This window comes from Nocardia sp. CDC153, assembly GCF_035818515.1.
GTDB lineage: Bacteria > Actinomycetota > Actinomycetes > Mycobacteriales > Mycobacteriaceae > Nocardia.
The window spans coordinates 494565-518161 of record NZ_JAYKYU010000001.1 but is presented as its reverse complement, the minus strand read 5'-3'; the positions used below and the strand labels follow the sequence as shown (position 1 = coordinate 518161).

Genomic DNA, 23597 nt, shown 5'->3' with positions numbered 1-23597 from the left:
ATGTTCCGCCGTCCCATCTCGCCCACCGAGCTCATCTACTTCCCCATGCGGGATCTGGCTCCGCCGTTCCTCATGCAGTTGGTGGTGGAGGGCACGGGCACCCTCGACGCGGAGGCGCTGCGGCGCGCGGTCAAGACCGCCGCCGAGGCGAATCCGGGTGCGCGGCTGGTCCGCGACGGCAAGGACTGGGTGGACAGCGGTGTCGCGCCGAGCGTGCGGGTGGTCGACCACGCGCTGCAGTACCCGGCATTGGAGGCCGATCCGGTGCTGACCAGCCCGATCGGCCCGACCCCGGACTCCACCGTGGAGGTGCTGCTGTTGACGGCGGCGCCGACCACGCTGGTGTTCCGGGTCTTCCACGGGGTCATGGACGGCATGGGCATGATCATGTGGGCCACCGACGTGCTGCGGGCGCTGCGCGGCGAGGAACCGGTGGGCGCGCCGGATCCGATCGCGGATGCCGAACTGGTGCGCAAGGTCGGCGCGCCCGGGCGGCCGACGCTCATGCTGCCGCGCTTCCGCGCGGCGACGGGGCACGGCCGCCAAATGCCCGGCGAGCATCGACATCTGTTGCGCACCCGCACCATTCACGCGACCGGACCCGGCGCGCTCATGCGGGTGGCGGCACTGTTGGCCGAGGAGGGCGGGCCGGTGTCGCGCATCATGATTCCGGTCGATATCCGGCGGCACGATCCGGAGCTGCGCTCCACCGCCAATCTCGCGCTGCCGCTGTTCCTGGACGTCAAGCCCGGGATGGACTGGCGGCAGCTCAATGAGATCAAGCGCGCGGGCCTGAAGGAGAACCGCGAGCTCAACCAGATGGACAATGGCGGCCTGAAATATCTGCCGCAGGCGGCCGGACGCGGACTGCTGCGCACCCTGAACGTGCTCGGCGCGCGCACCGGCCTGAATCTGGCCTCCGCCACCGTGTCCCACATGGGTCGCTACGACCTGGACGCGCTGGCGGTGCCCGGCTTCACCCCCACCGCGATCAAGGTGATGCCCCAGCACAGCGTCGCCATGCCGCTGCTGCTGGGCTTGACCGAATGCGGCGGCCGCACCGAACTCACCGTCTCCGCCCGCAGCGGACGCGGCATCCCGGAACGCCTGGACGCCCTCCTGTCCCGGATTGTCCGGACGCTGGAAGCCGAACTGACGCCGACGAATTCCGACGCGGCTCGCTGACCATCCACCGCGCAGCGCACACAACGATCGGAGCGCAACCGTGACCATCGTCGAGAATTCCGAAGAGACGACCCCCGCAGTGGAGCCGCGCGGGCCCATCGCGGCATGGGCCGGGATCGTCGTGGCTCGACCCAAGACGGTGCTCGTGGTGGCCGTGCTTTTCGCGCTGGGGTGCGGGCTGTTCGCGGCGGGGCTGCAGCAGCGGGTGAGTTCGGCGGGATTCGTTGTGCCCAAGGGTGAGTCGGCGTCGGTGGATGCCTGGGTCACCGAGCGGCTGGGCCCGCAGAATCCGGATGTGATCGCCATTTACACCGCGCCCGAAGGGCAGTCGCTGGCCGATATCGGGCCGCGGGTGACGGCGGCGATCGGGAAGATCGATTCGGCACTGTTGGATCGGCCGGTCGAAAGCTATTGGAACAGTCCGAGGGCGAACTACCTGCGGTCCTCGGACGGACGGCAGGCCGTGGCCGTCGTCTTCTCGGCGGGCAATGACAATCAGCGGGTCGCGGAGTATCCCAAAATCGCGGCCGCACTGCGTGTTCCGGGCCTGGACACGAAGCTGACCGGCTACAGCGCGCTCGCCGACACGATCAGCGATCAGTCGCGGCACGATCTCGTACTGGCCGAATCCATCTCGATCCCCCTGACCGCCATCGTCCTGGTGCTGGTGTTCGGTGGGGTGGTGGCCGCCTCGCTGCCGGTGCTCATCGGGACGCTGGCGGTGGTCGGCGCGCTCGGCGCGGTGGGGATCATCGCGCGAATCACCGAGGTCAGCGTGTTCGCCATGAACGTGGTGTCGCTGCTGGGGCTCGGATTGGCCATCGACTACGGGCTTTTCATCGTCGGCCGGTTCCGGGAGGAACTCGGGCAGGGCCGATCCGTCGAGGAGGCGGTGTCCCGAACCCTGCGGACCGCCGGGCGCACGGTGATGTTCTCGGCGCTGCTGCTCATGTGCGCGTTCGCGGGGACCTTCGTCTTCCCGCTGTCGGTGCTGCGTTCGCTGGGGTTCGGGGCCATCGCGGCCGTGGGCTTGGCCGCGGCCCTGTCCGTGACCGCGCTCCCGGCGATCCTCGCCCTGCTGGGCCATCGCATCGGCAAGTGGAGCTGGCGAGCGGATGCGTTCGAGCGCTCGGAGCTACGGGCGCAACGGTTCTGGGGCCGGGTGGTCACCGCGGTCATGCGGCGTCCCGGCACGGTCGCCATCGCGGTCGGCGCGATTCTGCTGGTGTTGGCGGCACCGCTGAGCGGCGTCCGGCTCGGGGACATCGATCACACGGCCCTGCCGGCCGGAAACGAAACCCGGGTCGCCGTCGAGGAATTGAGCGCGCACTTCCCCGCCGCGAACAGCGGTGCGACCATTCTCGTCCGCGAAACCGACGGCAGCGCACCGACTCCGGCCGCCATCAGCACCGCGCTGCGGGAAATCAGCGCTCGGCACGGCGTGCGCCAGGCCACCGCCCTGGACACCAGGGACAACACCACCATCGTTCACGCCGCCCTGGCCGCCCCGGATCGCTCGCCACGCGCCCAGGACATCGTGCGTGATCTGCGTGACCTGCGCCTGGACGGACTCGAATTGCGGGTCGGCGGCGAGAGCGCCTCGACCGTCGACAGCATCGCGGCCGTCCTGGACCGGCTCCCGCTCATGATCGCGGTCATGGTGGCGGTGACCCTGCTCATGCTGGCGGCGGCCTTCCGCTCGATCGTGTTGCCGCTCAAGGCCGTTCTCATGGCGTTCCTGAGCCTGGCGGCCACTTTCGGCGTGCTGACCTGGATCTTCGATCAGGGCCACCTGGCGAGCGCGCTGCACATCAGCGTCGGCCCGCTCTCGGCCGGAATGATGGTGCTCATCATCGCCGTCGTCTTCGGGCTCTCCACCGACTACGAGGTGTTCCTGCTCTCCCGCATGGTGGAGGCGCACAATGCCGGTGCCGACACCGAGGAATCCGTCCGCGTCGGCACGGTGCAGACCGCCCGGGTGATCACCGCCGCCGCAACGCTTCTCGTACTCATCACCGGCGCGTTCACCCTGTCCCCGCTGACACCCATGCGGTTCCTCGGCCTGGGCATGGTGATCGCCCTGGTCATCGACGCCACCCTGGTCCGCATGCTGCTGGTTCCGGCCCTGGTCAAGCTGATGGGGCCCGCCAACTGGTGGGCCCCGGGCAATCGGAACAAGAATCAGCCGAAGAACTCGATGAGCGCGGGCGCCAGGACCGGTGCCTTGACCAGGTGAGTCTGGCCGGGCAGGACCCTATGGGTGGCACCCGGAATCGCCTGGGCCAGTGCGGCATTGGCATTGCGCATCCACGCCGGGCTCTTGCTCCCGGCGATGACGGTGACCGGCGCACCGAGGTCGGTCCAGCGATCGGCGGGCAGTTTGCGGCCCCGCTGGAACTGTTCCACGTACTGGAGGTCGTAGACGATGGTCGGCGCGACCGTCTTCAGGTGACTCCAGCCCGGGAAGAGCGGGAAGGCGGCCACCAGCAGCGCGGGCAGCCGCACGCCGTACCGCATGAAGTACTTGACCACCTCGCCGTTCTTCCCCTGTGCCAGCAGGGAATGGATGTGCTCGACGTAGTCGTCCGGGGCCGGTGGCCGGGTGCCGTCGTCGACCACGAACGGCACCTCGTAGAGCGCGACCTTGCGGGCCGTGCGGCCACTGCGCAGGTAGTCCAGGATCAGCGCGCCGCCCGACGAAATGCCGTACAGCATCACGGGTTCACCGGCCAGATCGGCCACCGCGTCGAGATCCTCGAATTCGCGTTCCACGTCGACCGGCAACGTCTCGCCGCTGCCGCCCCGGCCGCGCCGGTCGTAGGTGTACACGGTGTAGCGGCTCGAAAGCGCCTCGGCCAGTGACTTGTTGGGTCCGAAGTCCTGGGCGGCGAGCCCACCGTCGACCAGCACGACCGCCGGGCCCGATCCGTAGCGGGTATAGGCGATGCGAGTGCCGTCCTTGGAGTCCACGAAGCCTTTATCGGGTTCCATCAGTTGTCCTTGGTGTAAGTCAGGGATTGGATGCCGCTACCGAAAGTGGTTGCGGCGGTGAGTCGTAGGGGCAGTCTCGGTCGGCTCGTCGTGATACGGAAAGTGCCAGTTCTCCGGCGCTTCCACCACGCCGTCGAGCGAGAGGTAGACGTTGGCGGTGCTGCGGCGGGTCATGCCTGCGCGGCCTGGCGGGTGTAGGTCAGGACCGCGACCCCGCAGTCGAGGGGGCGGCAGTCGGTGAGGGTGAAGGCGGCGGGCGACTGGTCGGGGGTGTAGAAGCGGGCGCCGGGGCCGCCCAGGATGAGGGGGAACACCAGCAGTTGCAGTTCGTCCAGGAGGTTTTCGGCGATCAGCCAGCGCACCAGGGTGCCGCTGCCGCCGATGCCGATCTGCTGATGACGGTCCTTGAGGGCGCTCATCTCCTTGACCAGGTTGTCGCGCAGCACCGTGGTGTTGGTCCAGTCCGAGGACTCCAGGGTGGTGGAGACGACGTACTTGGGCATGGCGTTGACGGCGTCGAAGTACGGGCCGGACTGGCTGGTGAAGAAGCCCTTCAGGTTCTCGTAGGTGGTGCGGCCCAGGAGCATGGCGTCATTTCCGGCCATGAGCTCGCCGACGGCCTGCTGGACCTGCGCGTCGTTGAAATACGGGGCGGTGATCGGGTCCATCGGCGAGATCGCCGGGCTCAGCCCGGTCCAGCCGCTCTCGGTCACGCCGTCCAATGAAAGGTACTGTCCTGCAATGATTTTTCCCATGTGAATACGGTCGCAGTTGTGGAAAGCCCGGGGAATTGCCGGGTTCGCAAGACAGCGATGCCGCTGCGGAATGAATGGCCGCGGCGCATACTCGGCGCATGGTCGACCCGCTACCTCAGACCCCCGAAGGGGTGGAGCTGCGACATCTGCGCGCCTTCGTCGCGGTCGCCGAGGAATTGAACTTCGGGCGGGCGGCACAGCGGCTGTACGTCACCCAGCCCGCTCTCAGCCGGACCATTCGAGCCTTCGAGAAGCTGGTCGGCTGCGACCTGTTCGAGCGCAATACCCGCAGCGTGAGCCTGACCGCGGCCGGGACAGCACTGCTGGACCGCACCCGCGACGTACTCACCGACCTCGATGCCGCGCTGACCGCGGCCCGGGCGGCGGGCGGGGAGCTCTCCGCGCGCATGGATCGGATCTGGAGTCCGGTCGAGGAGACCTTCAATGGCGAGCTGGCACCGATGCGGTCGGCATTCGAAGCCATGCACGCCCAGTTCCCCACGCCGGAGGGCGTGCTACTGGAGCCGGTCAACGCCGGTGGCGTGCCCGGAATCCAGCTGATCCCGGCCGAAGCGTCGGAGACCGTCGCGATCTACGCGCACGGCGGCGGTTTCATGATGGGTTCCGCCTACGGGTTCCGCGGCATGGCGGGCGCGATGGCCGAGGCCGGACGCAGCCGGGTGCTGGTGCCGGAATTTCGCCTCGCTCCCGAACACCCCTTCCCCGCGGCCCGCGACGACGTGTTCACCGCCTACCGCTGGCTACTGGATTGCGGTCAGCCTCCGGAACAGATTGTGCTGATCGGTGATTCGACCGGGGCCATGCTCATGCTCGCGGTATTGCTGCACGCGCGGGAATGCGGTCTGCCGATGCCGCGCGCGGCGATACTGCTCTGTCCCGCCATCGATTTCTTCGCACCGGCCGAGGCCGCGCCCGCGGAGGTGGAGCTGCATCTGCGCTTCCAATCGGCCTACCTGGGTGAGCGTCCGGCCACCGATCCGGAGGCCAATGCCATGACGGCCGATCTCACCGGCCTGCCGCCCACCCTGGTGCAGTCGGCTGCCTTCGACGGAATGGGCCGGGGCACCGACGATCTGGTGGAACGGCTGAGGTCCGCCGGGGTCGCGGTGCGACACGACAGCTTCGAGGTCGATAGCCACGCCTTCCAGCTGTACTGGTCCTTTCACCCGGAAGCGGCCGATGCGGTGAAGCAGATCGGTGAGTTTCTGCGGGAGCCGAGACCACTCGGGTGAATCAGGGGCGCAGCCGTACCGGTAGCCCGGTCAGGCCGCGCACGATCAGGGACTTGCGCCACGACAATTCGGCCCGCGCGGCCAATTCCAGATCCGGGTAGGTCGCGAGCAGCCGGGCCAGCGCGATGCCGCCCTCCATGCGGGCCAGGGGTGCGCCGACGCAGCGGTGGATGCCGTGGCCGAAGGCCAGATGGTTCTTGTCGGCGCGGTCCAGGTCGACGGTGTGCGGGTCGGGGAAGCGGGCCGGGTCGCGGTCGGCGGCAGCCATCGACACCAGAATGCGTTGCCCGGCCGGGATTTCGACGCCGCCCAGGGTGATCGGGGCGGTGGTGTAGCGGAAGGTGGCCTCGCTGGCGGGGGACTCGTAGCGCAGCACCTCCTCGATGAAATCCGGCACCCGATCCGGATCCGCGGCCAGCTTCTCGCGAACGCCCTTGTCGCTCAGCAGGATCGCGACCGCATTGGAGATGAGGTTGACCGTGGTCTCGAATCCGGCGACCAACAGCAGGAACACCATGCTGATGAGCTCGCGGTGGGAGAGCCGGTCGCCATCCTCGGAGACCGAAATGAGTTCGGACAGCAGGTCTTCCGACGGTGCGTCGGCCTTCGCCCGGATCAGCTGATCGATGTAGCCGACGAATTGCATGACCGCGGCGGATCGGGCCTCGGTGGTCTCGTCATTGGAAACCAGCGTGGTCGACCAGGCGCGGAAGTTGTCGCGCTCGGAGTTGGGGACGCCGAGCAGCTCGCAGATGACCAGCATCGGCAGCGGAAACGCGTAGCGGTCCAACAGGTCCAGCTCGTCGGTCGCGTCCGCGGACAGTTCGGCGAGCAGGGTGTCGGCCAGCTCGGTGATGCGCGGGGCCAGCTCGCGCACCGCGCGGCTGGAGAAGGCGCGATTGACCAGGGTGCGCAGCCGGGTGTGCTCCGGCGGGTCGTAGAAGACCATCATGTCGCCGAACATGGCGCTGGCCACCTGCGCGCCCGCGCCGTCACCCGCCAGCGCGGCCCGCGCGCCCGGCGATTTGAGCGCCTTGCTGATGGTCGGGTCCAGGAACGCGGCCTTGGCGGCCTCGTAATCGGTGATCAGCCAACCGGTTCCGCCGTGCGGGAAACGCACGAAATGCGCCGGGCCACGATCGCGCAGACGGTCATAGGCGGCGTGGGGGTGCTGGTAGAAGTCCTCGGTCAACTCGAACGGCGAGATCGCCGATTCGCTTGCCGTGACGGCGGTCTCAGGAACCATGGTCGGGACTCTAACAGCGCGCGGAGCCCAACGACCATGTGCGAGAACTAATCCCCGTCGCCCGAACGCGCCGCCAACACCGCGTCGTACAGCTCGCGCCGCGAGGCCCCGGTGGCCGCCGATACCTCGGCGCACGCGTCCTTGAGCCGCAGCCCGGAGGAGATCAGTGCCTCCACCTGCCCGACCAGGTCGGCGGGCTCCGCCGAAACCGGCTGCGCGCCTTCGAGAACCACGGTGATCTCCCCGCGCGCCCCCTCGACCGCCCACCCCGCCAACTCGGACAGGGTCCCGCGCACGACCTCCTCGTAGGTCTTGGTGAGCTCCCGGCACACCGCCGCCCGCCGATTCGGCCCCAGCACCTCGACCGCGTCGGCCAGACAGTCCGCCAGCCGATGCGGTGCCTCGAAGAACACCACCGCGCGCGGTTCGGCGGTCAGCGTCCGCAGCCACTCCTTGCGCTGCCCCGACTTCCGCGGCGGAAACCCGTCGAAACAGAACCGCTCCACCGGCAGCCCCGACAGCGCCAGCGCCGTGGTCACCGCGGACGGCCCGGGCAGGCACGTGATCGGCAACCCGGCCTCCACACACGCCGCCACCATCCGATACCCCGGATCACTCACCGACGGCATCCCGGCATCGGTGACCAGCAATACCGTCTTCCCGAGCTGAATCTCCTCGAGCAGCATCGGAATCCGCGCCGTCTCCACATGGTCGTAGAAACTCACGACCCGCCCCGCGATCTCGACATCGAGGGCCTTGGCCAAGGACCGCGTCCGCCGCGTATCCTCCGCGGCCACCACATCCGCCGACGCGAGCGCATCCCGCAACCGCTGCGAGGCGTCCCCGATATCCCCCATCGGCGTCGCCGCCAAGACCAGTCGGCCACCGGTCGGGTCCGCAGTCATTCCGCTCCTCTTCGTCGATGGTCCGCACGCGCGCCTTCGACTCTATCTACGCCCAGCCTGGTCACCGGGGCGGGACTCGGGGGCGGGGAGCGCTTACGATCGGGGGCGTGACCCAGGTGACCGACGTGCGACCGGCGGCGGCGGGGGCGGAGACGGCGGCGCTGTCCAGTCCCGCGCCGCTGTTGCCCTCACCCGATTTCGGGCCCACGGATTGGGCTCGGGGGTGGGTGGTCACGCTGTTCCTCACGGCGATCACCGCGATCACCCGGTTCGTCCTGCTGAACTATCCGACCGATCTGCACACGCCCGTCTTCGACGAGAAGCACTACGCGCCGCAGGGGTGGCAGGTGCTGACCGGCGGCGGGGTGGAGGACAACCCCGGGTACGGGCTGGTGGTGCACCCGCCGGTCGGTAAACAGATGATCGCCATCGGGGAGGCGATCTTCGGATACTCCCCGTGGGGCTGGCGGTTCACCGCGGCGGTCTCGGGAACGCTGCTGGTGCTGTTGGTGATTCGCATCGTGCGGCGCATGACCCGGTCCACGCTCATCGGGGCCTTCGCGGGGATCCTGCTGATCTGCGACGGACTCACCTTCGTGTCCTCGCGAATCGGGATGCTCGACATCTTCCAGGCGCTGTTCGTGACCGCGGCTTTCGGCTGCCTCGTGGTGGATCGCGACGATATCCGCGCGCGCATCGCCCTGGTCGCCGCGGAGGGCCGGATCGACGACACCGAATACGGGCCGCGCTTCGGGGTGCGCTGGTGGCGGTTCGGGGCGGGCGTGCTGCTCGGACTCGCCTGCGGCACCAAATGGTCCGGCGCGTACTGGATCATCGGATTCACGCTGCTGTCCCTGGCCTTCGACCTTTCGGCGCGGCGCGGCTACCGGGTGCGGCGGCCGTGGGCGGGCCTCGCGGTCCGGGACCTCGGTCCGACCGTCTACGCGCTCTGCGTCATTCCGGTCCTGGTGTACCTGGCCTCCTTCTGGGGCTGGTTCGCCAGCGAGACCAGCTACGACCGGTACGCGGTCGGGGTGAAGGTCGGGCGCGGCGGCGACTTCTCCTGGGTGCCGAGCGCGCTGCGCGGGCTCTGGTACTACGGCGGCGAGGTGCTCACCTTCCACAAGGAGCTCACCAATTCCGCGGGCAATCACCATCCGTGGGAATCCAAACCGTGGACCTGGTTCATGGGCTTGCGGCCCATGCTCTACTACTACGCCGACACCAATGTGACCGGCTGCGGCCAGGCCACCTGCGTGAAGGCCGTCATGGCCATCGGCACCCCGGCGCTGTGGTGGCTGTGCTTCCCCATGCTGGCCTGGGCCATCTGGCGCAGCGCGGTGCGCCGCGACTGGCGCTACGCCGCCGTCCTGGTCGGCTACGGCGCGGGCATCCTGCCCTGGTTCCTGGACCTGGACCGGCAGATGTACTTCTTCTACGCCGTCCCGCTCGCGCCGTTCCTGGCCATGGGCATGGCGCTGGTGCTCGGCGACATCCTCGGCCACGCGCCGCCCAGCGGGCGACGGCTGTCCGGGGCCCCGGGCTGGCAATACTTCGCACCGCCCAGCGAACGACAAGGCCTGGGGCTGTTACTGGTCTGCCTCTACCTGGCGCTGGTCATAGCCAATTTCATTTGGCTGTGGCCGATTCTCACCGCCATGCCCATCACCCCGGGCAGCTGGCACGACCACCTGTGGCTGCCCAGCTGGCGTTAGAGGCTGACTTCCCCGAGCGCCGCGTGGAGGTAGCGCACCGCGGCGTCGTCGTCCAGGCCGAGACGGCGGATCACCGCCACGTACTCCGTCGCCGCCCGGCCCGCCAGATCCCGGGTCGGGTCGCCGGAGGAGGCGATGAAAGAGCCGAGGCGACCGCGGGTTTCGAGGACGCCGTCCTGCTCCAGCTCACGGTAGGCGCGCGCCACCGTGTTCGGAGCCAGCTTCAGCGTCGCCGCCAGGGCCCGCACCGTGGGGATCTTGGTTCCCGCGGCGAGTTCGCCCGAGCGGACCCGGGCGATGATGCCCTGGCGCAGCTGCTCGTACGGCGGGACCGTCGAGTGGTGGTCGACCGGGATGTCCAGCATGGCTTCATCACACCTCGTCACGCGACAGCGGGCAGGACAGGCAGCGCGGACCGCCACGGCCGGAACCCAACTCGGAGCCGGGGATGCGCAGCACCTCGATTCCGGCGTCTTCGAGCCGCGCATTGGTGTTCTCATTGCGTTCGTACGCCACCACGACACCGGGCGCCAGGGCGAGGGTGTTGTTGCCGTCGTCCCATTGCTCCCGCTCTGCGGTGACGCCATCCAGACCCGTGTCGACCACGCGCAACTTGCCGATGCCCATGGCCTCCGCGGCCACCCGCAGGAAGGGATCGGGTCCGGAGATGCTCACGCCGCCCTCCTCCTTGCGAATGGTGAAGGCGCACAGCTCATCCTGAATGGCCGGGTACATGACCACCGCGTCGACGTCCACCATGGTGCACACGGTGTCCAGATGCATGGTCGCACGGGTCTGCTCGATCGGCACCACGAGCACGGTGTGAGCGAGATCGTCCTCGAAAAGACTGCGCGCCAAGGCTTCCGCGCCCGCGGCCGTGGTGCGCTCGCCCACCCCGACCGCGACCACACCCGGTGCGAGCAGCAGCACATCGCCGCCCTCGATGGGTGCCTGGTGCGATTCGTAGGCCCGCCGCACGCCCAGGAAGCGGGGGTGGAAGGCGTAAATCAGGTCGGTGAGCGAGGTTTCGCGGGCCCGGGCGGGCAGGGCCAGGGAGGTGATGGCCACGCGCGGGCCGATCCAGAACGAGGAATCGCGGGTGAACAGCAGATTCGGGAGCGGGTCGATGACGAAGTCGTGTCCGTGGTGCATGCGCCGCACCAGCGAGGTGGCGTCCGGATCGAAGGGCAGTTCGTCGAATGTCATGCCGGACATGAGGATCTGCGCCAGCTCCGGTGCGGGCACCCGTCTCAGGTGCGCGGCGAGTTCGTCGGCCAGCACGTGTCCTAGTCGACGCGCGTCCACCGCGCCCGAAATGCCCTGTATCCGTGCCGCCCCGCTGGCCTGGATGGTCTCGGTGAGCACATCGGCCAGCAGCAACACCTCCACCCCCCGACCGCGCAACACCTCGGCGAAGATGTCGTGCTCCTGCTGCGCGCGCTCGACCCAGGGAATGGCGTCGAAGAGCAGCTGGTCGTTGTTGCGCGGGGTGAGTCGGCGCAGCTCGTCACCAGGACGGTGCAACAGCACCGTGCGCAGCGCGCCGACCTCCGAGGTCACGGAAAACGGTCGCGCCGTGGGTGCGGCCTTTGTTCCCATGACACGACGGTAGTTCCCTTCGGCACGGATGGCATGCAATTCGCACCCGCGAAAAACCTGGAGTAATGTTCAGGTATGCAGACCGCGTCGTGGCAGGCGAAGGAGTTGACCCCCGGTCAGCTCGCGCAACGAGCCGGAGTTTCGGTGTCCGCCTTGCATTTCTACGAACGTGAGGGCTTGATCACAGCCCGTCGAACCAGCGGCAATCAACGCCGCTACCCCCGGGAAACCTTGCGACGGGTGGCCTTCATCCGCATCTCACAGCGTGTCGGCATTCCGCTCGCCGAAATCCGCCGCGCCCTCGACAATCTGCCCGACGGCCGCAACCCCACCCGCCGGGACTGGGAAACCCTGTCCACCACCTGGCGCGAGGACCTCGACGACCGCATCGAACAGCTGATCCGGCTGCGCGACAATCTGACCGGCTGCATCGGGTGCGGCTGTCTCTCGCTGGGGGTCTGCAAGATCTTCAATGCCCACGACCACCTGGGCGACGAAGGGCCGGGAGCGCGCGTCCTCGATACCCACGCGGCCGAGAATTGCGCCAAGCCCAATAGCTGTCCCCCCGCTGCCAGCGGTCCCGCCTAGCCCCCGAGTTCAGCCCTCCGGCATTCCGGCCGACCCCACCGTCATTCCGGCGTGCTGTTGGCCGGAATCGCCTTCTCCCTGGGCAGGAACGTGGTGAACAGGTCGTTGGCGCGCCGCATGACGAACTCGTAGGGCCAGGCGAACTTGCGCGCCCACCAGTAGCCGAAGCGAATGTCGAACTGGGTATGGATGAGGTAGGTGCCCTTCTCCACGCCCTTCAGAATGGTCTCGGCCACCTCGTCGGGCGACTTGGCGTGACGGCGGAAACGCTTGATCCAGGCCTGGATTCGCGGATCGTCGCGATCCACGCCGACAATGTCCACGGTCTGCACCAGCGGGGTGTCGACCGCGCCCGGAACCACCAGGTGGACGTCGATGTCGTGGCGCTTCAGATCGAAGCGCAGGACCTCCGAGACGCCCCGCAGGCCGAACTTGCTGGCGCTGTAGGCGGCATGCCACGGGAAGGCGAGCAGACCGGCCGCGGAGGAGACATTGACCAGCGCGCCACCGTTTTTCGCCTCGATCATGGGCGGGATGAAATTCTCGATGACGTGGATCGGGCCCATGAGGTTCACGTCCACCATGCGCTTCCAATGGCGGTGCTCGAGGTTCTCCACCGTGCCCCAGGTGGAGATGCCCGCGATGTTCATGACCACGTCGAGCGGGCCGATCTGGTCGTGCACCTTCTCCGCGAAGGCGGTGACGGCGTCGTAGTCGCTGATGTCGAGGGCCGCGGCCACCTCCACGATGCCGCCGCCGGAGCGAATGGATTCGACGGTGGCGTCCAGGCCGTCGGCGTTCACGTCGGTGAGCACCAGCCGCGCGCCCTTGCGGGCGGCGGCCAGCGCCGTGGCCCGGCCGATGCCGCTCGCCGCGCCGGTTATCAAGGTCTTCTTGCCGCTCAGGCCACGATTACGCACGCCGAACCATCCTCAAATTGACAGCCTTGTCAGACCGCACGCTACTACGCGAACAGTAGTGTTCGCATGTCGGGTGAGTACCCGTTACGCCCCCATTTTCCTGGGCAAGTGGGTCCCGGGCCGGTATTCCACGCCGGGTGCGGGAACGTTAGGGAGTCGTGCCCGGACGGTCGCCGGATCGCGGCTCAATTCGACCCGGGCAGGACCGACCGACTGGTCCCCGGCAGGTCCAGATCCAGCGCGATGCGACCCGCCGCCAGATGTTCCTCGACCTCCTCGGCGGGCATCGGGCGGGCGATCAGGAAGCCCTGCGCGCGATAGCAACCCAGCGCCACCAGCGTGCGCGCGGCCACGGTCGTCTCCACACCCTCGCCGACCACCCCGAGCCCGAACGAACCCGCCAGGCCCACAATGGATTTCACGATCGCCAGATCATCGGCGCTGGCGCCCAGCCGCTGCACGAAACCCCGGTCGATCTTCACCGCGTCCACCGGCAGCGCCTTCAGATGCGACAGCGAGGAGTACCCGGTCCCGAAATCGTCGATGGCGATCTGCACACCCATCCGCTTGAGCCCGCGCAAGGTCACCTGGGTGCGCGCGAGATCCTGCACCACAACGTGTTCGGTGATCTCCAGGCACACCGACGACCCATCGATCCCGTACCGCCGCAGAATCCCCTCCATGGTCTCCACGAAATCGAGACTCACCAACTGCACCGGCGACACATTGATGCGAATAACCACATTCGACGCCAGCCCCCGCCGCCGCCAACTCGCGAACTGCTCGGCCGCCGACCGAATCACCCAGCGCCCCAACTCACCCGCGAGATTCGTCGCCTCCGCCACCCCGACGAACGCCCCCGGCGGTAACAGCCCGCGCGTCGGATGTTGCCACCGCACAAGCGCTTCCAGCGCCACCACCCGCCCGGTCCGCAAATCCACCTCGGGCTGATAATGCAGCAGCAGCGACCCATCCGACACGGCCCCACGCAAATTCAGCTCGACATCATCCTGCAACTCGAACTGCGCCCGCATGGCATCGGTGAAAACCGCAACCCCATTCCCGCCACTACTCTTCGCACTCAACAGCGCATGATCCGCCCGCCGCAGCACATCCGCCACGGTCGTCTCCCCCGGAATCCCCAGCGCCACACCCACACTCGCCCCGCGACTGACCGTCTCCTCCCCCACGGTCACCCGCCGCGCAATGAGCTGCTGAATCCGACTCGCCTCCCGCTCCGCCGCAGCAGCATCCATCGGCTTGGCAGGCACGATCACAAACTCGTCGCCACCGAGACGAGCGATGACATCGGCAGGGTCCAGATTCTCCCGCAACCGCGTAGCGAGCGTACGGATGAAGTTGTCTCCGGCCGTATGCCCCAGGAAATCATTGAGCGCCTTGAGCCGATCGAGATCCAGGAAGAACGTCGCCACCGGTCCCGAACTCCCTGGTGTGAGTCGATCCTCCATATGCTCGAGCAGAGCCCGCCGGTTCGCCAACCCGGTCAGGTCATCGTGCATGGCGATGTACCGCAAACGCTCCTCGGCCTCGACCCGCGCCTGCAATTGCGCGAACAGCGCGGCAATCGCCTTGAGCACATTGAGTTCTCGCGTGCTCCACTCACGGTCGCCGGCCTTGATGAAACCAAGAACGCCGGTGGGCTCGCCCCTCGACACCAGCGGCACCGCAGCCACGGAGACCGATTCGATTCCGGTGGCCTGCTGAATGAGACTCTGATAGCTGGCGAATTCGGGAATTGGCCGGATGATAATCGGTTCGGTGGTGTGCGACAGCTGCGCGAGGGCCGACTCCGGGTCATCGATATGGGCAATGTGCAGCATGTCGTCCGCACCGTCGGCGACCCGCCGCGGCCACTCTGCGACCAGCACCGACACCCGGCGCACGGGATCGGTGAAGCGCAGAAAACTGAAATCGACGTCGAAGTGCTCCACCAGCCACGACAGCACCTGTTCACTGGCCGCCGTCATGGTGGTGGCATCGACCGCCATCAACTCCGAGGCGACCTGGGTCACCAATGAGTCGAGCGTTCGCCGAGGCACCTTGTCTCCGATCTCACTCGCCGCGGGCGTCCACGTCCGGTATGGGAAGCCGTTTACTTCGAACCGGTGGCTCGGCCGCGTACCCGAGACGCAGGATCGATGCCATCGTTTCATGCTCCGGCACTCCCAAGAGGTCCAGGAAGCGGGCGTGAAGTGACGTTAGTGTATCGGCGAACTCTGGGGAAACCGTATGCAGTTCCCCGGGGCGTCGGGCGAACAGGAAGACCGGCGAGACTGGTTGGACGGCAAGTCCGTGGCGTTCGGCCTCGATCCAGACCCGCTGCAGAGTCTCGCCCGCGCGGGCGTAGGCGGCCAGCTCGGACGGGTCGTCCGGCGACGGCATCGGAAGCGTCACCGCAGCGATCGCGGAACTGGATCGGATCTTCGCCTCGGTGCCTTCCACCAGCGCCTTGCCGCCTTTCCATGCGCGCAGCAGGGCCATCACGTCCGCGCGGCGGGCGATTTCGAGCTTGGCCACCTCGTCTGGTGCCAGATCCAGGGTGCGCAGATCCATTCCGGTGCGCAGATCGTCTCCGGGCCAGCGCAGTTCGGACATCATCTCGGTATGCATCGCGGGGGTGAGGTAGCGGGTCAGTTCGGACTCTGCGAGCAAAGCCGCGGCGGCGTCCAGATCCTCGCGTTCGGAGACCCAACGGAGTTCACCCCCCGCAAACCGGGCAATGTCCTCCAGCGCGGTCAGTACCGCTGACGGCACCGGGGCCCCGGTCCCATCACCGCGATTGGTGTGGCGTGTCAGTAGAGCTGGATAGTTCCGGCTCAGTTCAGACTCTGCGCCGGTCCCCAGCTCCAGTTCGGCGGTGAGCAGCCCGGGCCCATCGGCGCGGATGGTACTGACGCCGAGAATGCCCTGAGCAGAGGCGGCGGCGCGCGCGTTGTACAGCGCCGCCCCCACCGCCAATGCACTACCCCGATAGCCGATATCCATCATCGAAGAGCGTTCGGGCGCAAGCGAAATCGTCACGGCGCGGCTGTCCGCGCGCAGGGTCCACGGCTGAGCATTGCCACCCGATGGCGCGCGCTGCGCGCAGGCCAGCACCGCGGCAATTCCCGATTCGGGCAGCGGCCCGTCCGGGACCTCCTCCGACCAGACCAGATCCTCGGTCGGTATGGGTTCGGCGATCTCGTCCATCGACCGCTCGGTATCCACCCGGGTGCGGCCCGAGGGAAGCTTCATCCCCAGACCGATTCGCCGCACCGCGGACGCCACGATCGCACCACCCTGAAGCACCTCGGAACCGAGCTGCGGCCAGCTGTTCAGAGTCTCGCCGACCTCCACCATGCTGGCAGCGAGCTTGTCGGACAGATTGCGACCGTCCAGGATTCGAATGACGTGGGGGGCCTTGTCCCGGGTGGACAGTCCGCGCAGGTCGGCTGCCCGAGTACCGCCCAGCATGCCATGGAAGGGCAGCCGATCCGGGTCCAGGTCGAATCGCTCCACATCGAGCAAACCGCGGTCATTGGACTGCATGATCAGCGGGAGACGGTGCCGACGGGCAGCCTCGCGCACGGACAGCTTGATATCCAACGAGTCGCATTCTTCTACCACTATGGACAAGCCCGAGAGGAAGTCGTCCATATTGTCGTCACCGACACCCGCCTCGAAGACCTCCACGGGCAGGTACGGATCGAGCTCGGCGATCCGGCGGGCGGTGACCACGGCCTTGTTCCGGCCGATGTCGAAGATCGAGCCGGGGACGCGATTGAGGTTGGAGAGCTCGATGGTGTCGAAGTCGGCCAGTCGTAGTCGGCCACAGATGCCCTCGAGCGCCAGGGTATACGCGACGGCGTGGCCCACGCTCTGCCCGACGACCCCGATGCTCAACCGTCCTAATTTGTCCTGTTCGGGGCGGGTGAGGTGATTGCGATTCCGGTCCAAACGCACAGCGCGAAGCAATTGCGGTCCAGGCAGGGCAATGACCGCGCGACGCCATGGATAGTAAATCCAGCGATCAGATTCAGAACCTTCCGACAATTCCGGCCGATCAAGCAAGCCAAAGAATTCGGAACGCAGCAAATCGCGCAAATCCGTAAATTCGATCGTCACATCCGCGCGCAACTCGGAAAGTCGTACTGCGTCGTCGGGGTGGAACTCATCAAGCAGCAGCGGCCGGTATTCACCGCCCGCCGCAGAATCGCTGTTCATGCCTGCGCCAGTCTTTCGCCGCCTGTCCAGCCGACCGGGCCGCTGGCCCGCAACTCGGCCAGTTCGGACTCCACCAGCCGGACTTGCTCGGGCGTGCCGAGCGCCTGGTAGTTCTCCATGTCCCACCACACCGGATGGGTGATGTAACGCTCGTTCGGATACCCCGACGAAGGGATCCACCACACCACGGTCATTCCGGTCGTCCGATAGCGGTCGAGCACGTGCGAGGGTGCGATACCTGTGGAGTACCGGACACCCAGCAGCAGCGCGCTCTGCACGATCGCCCGGGCGACCCAATCCGCCAGCGCATGCCGATGTTCCGCGTCGCGAGCCACCCAGCCGGTCTTCGCTTCAACAACACCGTCTGGAATCTGATCGGCGACCAACCTGCGAAATGCGGCGTCACCGATACGACCTGACCAACTTCGTACTGCGTGCACCTGATCCACATGTCGGTGCGGTCCCTCCGCACGCACGCCGGCAACGACGCGGCCCTCCGAGTTCAAGGCCACACAGAACAGTGACGTGCAGGAACCGTCCAGCCAGGCGTCGTACTCGACGGCCTCCTCGGCGCCGTAGTACCGGTAAACCTCGAGCGCGCCGTCCAAATACTCGCGCCACAGGCGGGGATTCGCGTGCGGCGGACCCATGAGAATCGTGCATCCGGACTGCGCGTCAGTGCATCGGAGCATCCCGCTACCAGGGCTTTCCGTCGAGACAAGCGCGATCGGTTCGACTGCCATATTGTTCCGCTCCACTAATGCACTTACTTCGCGCATCCTCTTGTGTTCCCGCCCGATACGGTCCTGTATCAACCGTGCCCGGCTTGGGCACCTAGGGGAGTATCCGTCAGCCAACTGAAATTGTCCAGGCATCCGGCAAATCCCCCGAAACCCAGTCGCACCTCCAGAAACTCCCCCAGGTCAAACCATTGCTATCAGTCATGAAATTTTGCGACAAGACCAGTCGGTTCCCAGTTAGTTAACTGTCAGCAATCACACCAGGATGGAGATGAAAAGCTCCAGTTCGGCTGGGCCGGACCAGATCTCGATCTCTTCACGGTAGGCGCGGGTGATCTCGGCCGAAGCGGTCGCGTCGTCGACCTGGGCCCAGACGTCCTCGGCCGGATCGTGGTAGTCGCCGTTGGGGCGGAAGCGGGCGTAGACGCCCTTGGGGACGCGGATGAGGACGTCGCCGACGGGGACGTCGTCGGGGCCCGGGTATTCGTAGGAGACCAGGACGTTGTAGTTGCCCGCGGGGTCGGGGACGTAGACCGTGGCCAGCGGGCGTTCGACGCCTTCGCGATCGCGCAGGCGATCGCGCAGGAACTCGATGAGCTCGCTGTTGGAGACCTTGAAGCTGGGGCGCACCCGGGGAACCACGAGGCCGCCGTAGACGCCGCCGGGGCGGACGACGATCGAATAGGTCATGAGGGCTCGACCGCCAGGTAGAGGTCGATCTTGTAGGCGTGCGGGTAGGTCTCGAAGTCGCCGGTGTGGATGCGCCTGATCTGCTTGTGCTCTTCCGCGTACGCGATCTGCGTCCACAAATCGGTCATGACCTGCGGAAAGTTGCCGACCGAGGAGAAGCGGGCGTAGGTGCCGCGCGGGAGGCGGGCCACCACGTGGCCGCGGGTCACCTCGTCGAGTGAGGCGCACTGGTAGCCGACGATCTGGGTGTTGTAGGTGCCGATCTCGGCCGCGTAGTCGGTGTAGGCCGAGGCGAGCGGGCCACCGAGTTCCTGATGCAGGACGGCGGCCCAGGCCACTTCCAGATCGTGATCGCGCAGTTCACCGAGGGCACGTTTCGGGCTGCGTACCGGCAACCCGGCCACCCACGTCTCGTCCCGCTCGACGATCTCGAACTGCATTGGAAGGAACTCTTTCGGAGGTGTGGTTCACAGCCGGTCGGCCAAGCCTTCGCCATGCTATCAATCACCCCGGACCGTGCTCGGCGACACGACAGAGGCTAGCCTCTCCCATCCGCGTGGCCGCGTGGGTTCCGGTCAGCGGGATCGAGGGGCTAGGCGGAAGGGGCGTCGTCGCGGCGGCGGCGATGCGGGCGCGCCATGGGGGCGTGCCAGTGCCGGAACAGGGCTATCAGGCGCAGCGCCACCGCACCGGCACCGGCGAAACCGCCTGTCCAGTAGGTGTATTGGCCGTAGTGCAGCAGGGTCGCGGTGGCCGCCGAACCGAGCAACGCCGGGACGGCGTAGAGCTCGCCGTCGCTGAGGACGCTCGGGGTGACACCGGCCAGCACATCGCGGATGACACCGCCACCCACCGCCGTGACCAGGCCCAATGCCGCCGACGAGGTGGCCGACATGCCGTACTGGAAGGCGGTGACGGTGCCGGTCACACAGAAGACGCCCAGGCCGATGGCGTCGGCGATCATCAGCGGACTGCGGACCACCCGGACCGGGGGATGCCAGAAGAAGATGAGCACCGCCGAGAGCAGGGCGACCCCCGCATAGGAGACGTCGACGAAGGCCGCGGGCGGGGTGCGGCCGATGATCACATCGCGGATCACACCGCCGCCGGTGGCCGTGGCGACGGCCAGCACCGCGATGCCCACCACATCGAAGCGCCGCCGCACCGCGAGCAGTGCGCCCGACACCCCGAATGCGAACACGCCCAGCAGGTTTCCCGCGCTCTGCGCCGCGTCCACCGCGTTGCCGAGCTCGACGAGATCACTCATGCCTGGCCGGTTCCCTTCCTGATCGCTAACTCTCGGCTACCGGCGCTCAGTATGCCCCGCACCCGGTTCGGGTATGTCCGACACATGACACAGCCGCGTCGCCCCACGGATCTTGCCGTGATGCGTTTGAATCTGTCCGTGTGCCGCACAATTGCCCAGCTCGACGCGGAACTTACCGCGTGCCGCGCCTGCCCTCGGCTGGTGGCCTGGCGGGAGCGGGTCGCACACGAGAAACGGGCGGCGTTCAGTGACGAAAATTACTGGGGTAGGCCGGTTCCCAGCCTGGGTCCCGGGGACGCGCGGCTGCTGATCGTGGGCTTGGCCCCGGCGGCGCACGGGGGCAATCGCACCGGACGCATGTTCACCGGCGACCGCAGCGGGGACCTGCTCATCGCCTGCATGTACGCGGCCGGACTCGCCAACCAGCCGACCAGTGTGTCCGCCGACGACGGCCTGCGGCTGCTCGGCGCACGCATGACCGCGCCCGTGCACTGCGCGCCACCGGACAACAAGCCACTCCCCTCCGAGCGCGACAACTGCCGCCACTGGCTGATCACCGAGCTGAACCTGCTCGCCCCGACGGTCCGCTCGATCGTCGTCCTCGGCGGTTGGGGCTGGCAGGCCCTGCTCCCCGCGCTGGCCGAATCCGGCTGGGCGATACCGAAACCCAGGCCCAAGTTCGCGCACGGCGCACACGTCGAAATCTCCCCCGCCCGCCCCGACCGATCACCCCTGCACCTGTTCGGCACCTACCACCCCTCGCAGCAGAACACCTTCACCGGCCGCCTCACCCCCGCCATGCTCGAGCAAGTCCTCACCGCCGCCGCCCACGCCGCCGGACTTCCCCGGCCTCATTGAGGAGAGATATACCGCGACACGAGCGCCGGCCGGTGGTGCGTGGACCGGTTACGATGCGGGCGTGAGCAGGGGTGATGACGAATCCGGGCTATCGGGCGACGGTGCCGAGGTGAACGGCGTCAAGACGCGGCCGCGCCGGGCCGAGACACGGCAGCGGTTGCTCGACGCCGCCTTCGACGCGTTCGCCGAGGAGGGTTTCGGCCGCTGTTCGGTCGAACAGGTCTGTGAGCGAGCCGGATTCACCCGCGGGGCCTTCTACTCGAACTTCACCTCCCTCGAGGAGCTGTTCCTGGCCATGTGGGAACAGCGCTCGGCCGCCATGCTCGCCGATGCCGCCGCCGTCCTCGACACCCCCGACGGCGTCCCGGGCGACCCCCGCCGAGCCGTCGAGCAGGTGCTGGCCGCGGTCCCCATCGACGACAAGTGGTTCCGAATCACCTCCGAATTCACCGCCCACGCCCTGCGCAACCCGGCCCTGCGCCAGGTCATGGTCGCCCGCGAGGAAGCCATAGCCGCCGCCCTCACCCCCGTCGTGCTAACCCTCATGCGCCGCAACGGCCGCCGAGTCCCCAACCCCACCGCCCTGGGCCGAGCCCTCGTCGCCGTCCACGACGGCACCCTCACCCAATGCCTCCTCGAGCCCGACAACCCCTCCCTCCGCGACTACCGAGTAGACCTCTTCCTCCGCGTCCTCGACTCCTACAGCGAGCCCGCCCCCTGACCAAAACCCCTCCCAACCAGCCGATTCGTCCCCTCCCCCTTCCACCTGCTAAAGTTCTCCAGCGCGGGCCGGAAACGACCCCGCGGGGCTATAGCGCAGTTGGTAGCGCGTCTCGTTCGCATCGAGAAGGTCAGGGGTTCGATTCCCCTTAGCTCCACAATCGAGAGAGCCTCGGATCTGATTGATCCGGGGCTCTTTTCGTGTGCCAGGGCGGGGGTGTCAGAGGGTGCCGTTTTCTATGTCGCGTTTGAGGGCGGCTTGGTAGGCGCGGTGGGAGGAGGTGCCGTTGTCGGCGGTGAAGCCGATGAGGGCGGGGTCGGCGGTGAAGGTGATGTGTTCGTTCACCGTGGTGGTGTTGTTGCCGTTGTCGGTGAAGGTGATCTTCTGGTGGGTGATGACGTCGGGCTGGTCGTAGCTGTCGGTGAGGTAGTAGTGGTCGGCCGGGTAGAGGCGTTGCTCGGCTTGGGTTTTCGCGGGGTAGTCGACCGAGCCCATGGGGACGTTCTCCAAGGCGGTGAAGTCGATGGTCTCGACGACGCCGTCGTTGCAGGTGCGGTGGGTGATGATGTCCTGTAGGAACGGATGCCGGCCGATGTCGTTGCGCAGGTTGGAGTAGACCGTCCACACCTTCGCCAAGGGCGCGTTGATGGTGATCGGGAGATCGACCGTGCGCGTCGTGAAGCCGGACTGGCCGGACGACGGACTCTTCATCGCGGCCTGATATTCGGCCCAGCCGACCTGCCAGCCCGGGGTGTAGGAATTCGGGGTGTCGGTACAGGTCGGTGCGGAATCCGCGTGCGCTATCGGCGAACCCGTCGTCGCGAACGACAGGGCCAGTGCGCATCCCACAAGATATTTCACGGGCGGACTGTAACTCGTTCTCGTTTCCTTCGCTCGCCGTTTGCCGAACCGCTAGCCGCCGACTTCGCCGGGTGCGGCGTCGAGCAAGATAGGGGGCGAATAATCCCAGTACAAGGAGAAGCAAGTGCAACGCATCGGCGTGATCGGCGGCGGCACCATGGGTGCCGGTATCGCAGAGGTGGCGGCCCGCGCGGGCGGGTCGGTTCTGGTCCTCGAGCGCGATCAGGAGGCGGCCGACGCGGCCGTGGCGCGGATCGAGAAGTCGCTGGCCCGGGCGGTGAAGTCCGGTCGGCTCGAGCAGGCCGACGCCGACGCGGCCCGCGCCCGGATCACCCTCACCACCGCCATCGACGATTTCGCCGACCGCGAGCTCGTGATCGAGGCGGCCCCGGAGATCGAGGCGCTCAAGACCGAGTTCTTCGCCAAGCTGGACGCCATCGTCTCCCCCGAGACGATCCTGGCCACCAACACCTCCTCGATCCCGGTGATCCGGCTGGCCAACGCCACCGCCAATCCGGGCCGCGTGGTGGGCGTGCACTTCTTCAACCCGGTCCCGGTGCTGCCGCTGGTCGAGATCGTGGTGACGCTCAAGACCGAGCGCGAGGTCGTGGACAAGGTCACCGCCTACGCCCGCGAGGTGCTGGGCAAGCGCACCATCGAATCCAAGGATCAGGCCGGATTCATTGTCAACGCGCTGCTGATCCCGTACCTGTGCAATGCGATTCGCATGTTCGAGACCGGTTTCGCCAGCGCCGAGGACATCGACGAGGGCATGGTCAGCGGTTGCGCCCACCCGATGGGACCGCTGCGCCTGACCGACACCGTCGGCCTCGATGTCACCCTCGCGGTGGCCGAATCGCTGTACGCGGAGTTCGGTGAGCCGCAGTACGCGCCGCCGGTGCTGTTGCGCCGCATGGTCGATGCCGGATATCTGGGCCGCAAGACCGGCCGCGGCTTCTACACCTACTGACGCCAGGCACGAAAAACCGCTGGGCGGTGGACGACCCGATCGTCGTCCACCGCCCAGCGGTGCATTCACTTGTGGGAGTGAAACTTTCGCCTTACCGACTCAGCAGGCG

Annotated in this window: 23 protein-coding genes and 1 tRNA gene; 9 read left to right on the top strand and 15 right to left on the bottom strand. The window is 67.4% G+C overall.

Annotated features, from left to right (window positions below):
* Together VMT65_RS02265 and VMT65_RS02260 are read left to right on the top strand one after the other, a co-directional pair.
* The gene (locus VMT65_RS02265) at positions 1–1185 is read left to right on the top strand and encodes a peptide synthetase (protein ID WP_326306221.1); all 1185 of its coding nucleotides are present in this window, start codon (positions 1–3) and stop codon (positions 1183–1185) included.
* A 97-nt stretch (positions 1186–1282) separates the two neighbouring features.
* The gene (locus VMT65_RS02260) at positions 1283–3421 is read left to right on the top strand and encodes an MMPL family transporter (RefSeq protein ID WP_326307414.1); all 2139 of its coding nucleotides are present in this window, start codon (positions 1283–1285) and stop codon (positions 3419–3421) included.
* On the opposite strand, the gene VMT65_RS02255 is transcribed toward VMT65_RS02260, so the two are convergent.
* From VMT65_RS02255 to VMT65_RS02245, 3 genes are read right to left on the bottom strand one after another with little or no spacing between them, the layout of a single operon-like run.
* A complete protein-coding gene (locus VMT65_RS02255; protein ID WP_326306220.1) occupies positions 3367–4176 on the bottom strand; it encodes an alpha/beta fold hydrolase in 810 nt (269 codons plus the stop codon). The two genes, VMT65_RS02260 and VMT65_RS02255, sit on opposite strands and share 55 nt — an antisense overlap.
* Positions 4177–4212: 36 nt before the next feature.
* Positions 4213–4350 (bottom strand): hypothetical protein, encoded by a 138-nt coding sequence (locus tag VMT65_RS02250; protein WP_326306219.1) that lies wholly within the window; start codon positions 4348–4350, stop codon positions 4213–4215.
* On the bottom strand, positions 4347–4931 hold the full coding sequence (locus VMT65_RS02245; RefSeq protein WP_326306218.1) for a dihydrofolate reductase family protein: 585 nt from the start codon (positions 4929–4931) through the stop codon (positions 4347–4349). The genes VMT65_RS02250 and VMT65_RS02245 overlap by 4 nt, the downstream gene beginning before the upstream one ends.
* A 98-nt stretch (positions 4932–5029) precedes the next feature.
* Here VMT65_RS02245 and VMT65_RS02240 point away from each other — a divergent pair, with 98 nt between their 5' ends.
* Positions 5030–6184 carry an alpha/beta hydrolase fold domain-containing protein gene (locus VMT65_RS02240; protein WP_326306217.1) on the top strand — a complete coding sequence of 385 codons (1155 nt, stop codon included), beginning with the start codon at positions 5030–5032 and terminating at the stop codon, positions 6182–6184.
* A gap of 1 nt (position 6185) precedes the next feature.
* On the opposite strand, the gene VMT65_RS02235 is transcribed toward VMT65_RS02240, so the two are convergent.
* Both VMT65_RS02235 and rsmI read right to left on the bottom strand, forming a co-directional pair.
* Positions 6186–7430, bottom strand: a complete 1245-nt coding sequence (locus tag VMT65_RS02235) for a cytochrome P450 family protein (RefSeq protein WP_326306216.1) — start codon at positions 7428–7430, stop codon at positions 6186–6188.
* A 47-nt stretch (positions 7431–7477) separates the two neighbouring features.
* Entirely contained in the window at positions 7478–8335 is an 858-nt protein-coding gene (rsmI, locus tag VMT65_RS02230) for a 16S rRNA (cytidine(1402)-2'-O)-methyltransferase (RefSeq protein WP_326306215.1), read from the bottom strand.
* Positions 8336–8442: 107 nt separating this feature from the next.
* Here rsmI and VMT65_RS02225 point away from each other — a divergent pair, with 107 nt between their 5' ends.
* Positions 8443–10050, top strand: a complete 1608-nt coding sequence (locus VMT65_RS02225; RefSeq protein WP_326306214.1) for a dolichyl-phosphate-mannose--protein mannosyltransferase — start codon at positions 8443–8445, stop codon at positions 10048–10050.
* Here VMT65_RS02225 and VMT65_RS02220 read toward each other — a convergent pair.
* On the bottom strand, positions 10047–10415 hold the full coding sequence (locus VMT65_RS02220) for a GntR family transcriptional regulator (protein WP_326306213.1): 369 nt from the start codon (positions 10413–10415) through the stop codon (positions 10047–10049). The genes VMT65_RS02225 and VMT65_RS02220 overlap by 4 nt on opposite strands.
* 7 nt (positions 10416–10422) lie before the next feature.
* The gene (arcA, locus tag VMT65_RS02215) at positions 10423–11649 is read right to left on the bottom strand and encodes an arginine deiminase (protein ID WP_326306212.1); all 1227 of its coding nucleotides are present in this window, start codon (positions 11647–11649) and stop codon (positions 10423–10425) included.
* Between the two features lie 75 nt (positions 11650–11724).
* On the opposite strand from arcA, the gene soxR reads away from it, so the two are divergent.
* Positions 11725–12237, top strand: coding sequence for a redox-sensitive transcriptional activator SoxR (soxR, locus tag VMT65_RS02210; protein WP_326306211.1), 513 nt, complete (start codon positions 11725–11727; stop codon positions 12235–12237).
* Positions 12238–12278: 41 nt separating this feature from the next.
* On the opposite strand, the gene VMT65_RS02205 is transcribed toward soxR, so the two are convergent.
* The 7 genes from VMT65_RS02205 to VMT65_RS02175 form a co-directional block, all read right to left on the bottom strand.
* Complete coding sequence (locus tag VMT65_RS02205; protein ID WP_326306210.1) at positions 12279–13157, bottom strand: SDR family oxidoreductase; 879 nt, start codon at positions 13155–13157, stop codon at positions 12279–12281.
* 185 nt (positions 13158–13342) lie between these two features.
* A complete protein-coding gene (locus VMT65_RS02200) occupies positions 13343–15166 on the bottom strand; it encodes a putative bifunctional diguanylate cyclase/phosphodiesterase (protein WP_326307413.1) in 1824 nt (607 codons plus the stop codon).
* A gap of 64 nt (positions 15167–15230) precedes the next feature.
* On the bottom strand, positions 15231–17381 hold the full coding sequence (locus VMT65_RS02195; RefSeq protein ID WP_326306209.1) for an Rv1355c family protein: 2151 nt from the start codon (positions 17379–17381) through the stop codon (positions 15231–15233).
* The gene (locus VMT65_RS02190; protein WP_326306208.1) at positions 17378–18124 is read right to left on the bottom strand and encodes a hypothetical protein; all 747 of its coding nucleotides are present in this window, start codon (positions 18122–18124) and stop codon (positions 17378–17380) included. The genes VMT65_RS02195 and VMT65_RS02190 overlap by 4 nt, the downstream gene beginning before the upstream one ends.
* A 252-nt stretch (positions 18125–18376) precedes the next feature.
* Positions 18377–18811, bottom strand: a complete 435-nt coding sequence (locus tag VMT65_RS02185) for an effector binding domain-containing protein (protein ID WP_326306207.1) — start codon at positions 18809–18811, stop codon at positions 18377–18379.
* On the bottom strand, positions 18808–19251 hold the full coding sequence (locus tag VMT65_RS02180; protein WP_326306206.1) for a GyrI-like domain-containing protein: 444 nt from the start codon (positions 19249–19251) through the stop codon (positions 18808–18810). Before VMT65_RS02180 ends, VMT65_RS02185 begins: the two co-directional genes overlap by 4 nt.
* A gap of 152 nt (positions 19252–19403) precedes the next feature.
* A complete protein-coding gene (locus VMT65_RS02175) occupies positions 19404–20078 on the bottom strand; it encodes a trimeric intracellular cation channel family protein (protein ID WP_326306205.1) in 675 nt (224 codons plus the stop codon).
* A gap of 120 nt (positions 20079–20198) precedes the next feature.
* On the opposite strand from VMT65_RS02175, the gene VMT65_RS02170 reads away from it, so the two are divergent.
* From VMT65_RS02170 to VMT65_RS02160, 3 genes are all read left to right on the top strand, one after another.
* Positions 20199–20936, top strand: a complete 738-nt coding sequence (locus tag VMT65_RS02170) for a uracil-DNA glycosylase (RefSeq protein ID WP_326307412.1) — start codon at positions 20199–20201, stop codon at positions 20934–20936.
* Between the two features lie 61 nt (positions 20937–20997).
* Positions 20998–21657 (top strand): TetR/AcrR family transcriptional regulator, encoded by a 660-nt coding sequence (locus VMT65_RS02165; protein ID WP_442790158.1) that lies wholly within the window; start codon positions 20998–21000, stop codon positions 21655–21657.
* Between the two features lie 84 nt (positions 21658–21741).
* Positions 21742–21814: transfer RNA gene (locus tag VMT65_RS02160), tRNA-Ala, on the top strand.
* A 62-nt stretch (positions 21815–21876) separates the two neighbouring features.
* Here the strand turns inward: VMT65_RS02160 and VMT65_RS02155 are convergent.
* A complete protein-coding gene (locus tag VMT65_RS02155; protein ID WP_326306204.1) occupies positions 21877–22518 on the bottom strand; it encodes a hypothetical protein in 642 nt (213 codons plus the stop codon).
* A 124-nt stretch (positions 22519–22642) separates the two neighbouring features.
* On the opposite strand from VMT65_RS02155, the gene VMT65_RS02150 reads away from it, so the two are divergent.
* Positions 22643–23488, top strand: coding sequence for a 3-hydroxybutyryl-CoA dehydrogenase (locus VMT65_RS02150; RefSeq protein WP_326306203.1), 846 nt, complete (start codon positions 22643–22645; stop codon positions 23486–23488).
* Positions 23489–23597 lie beyond the last annotated feature (109 nt).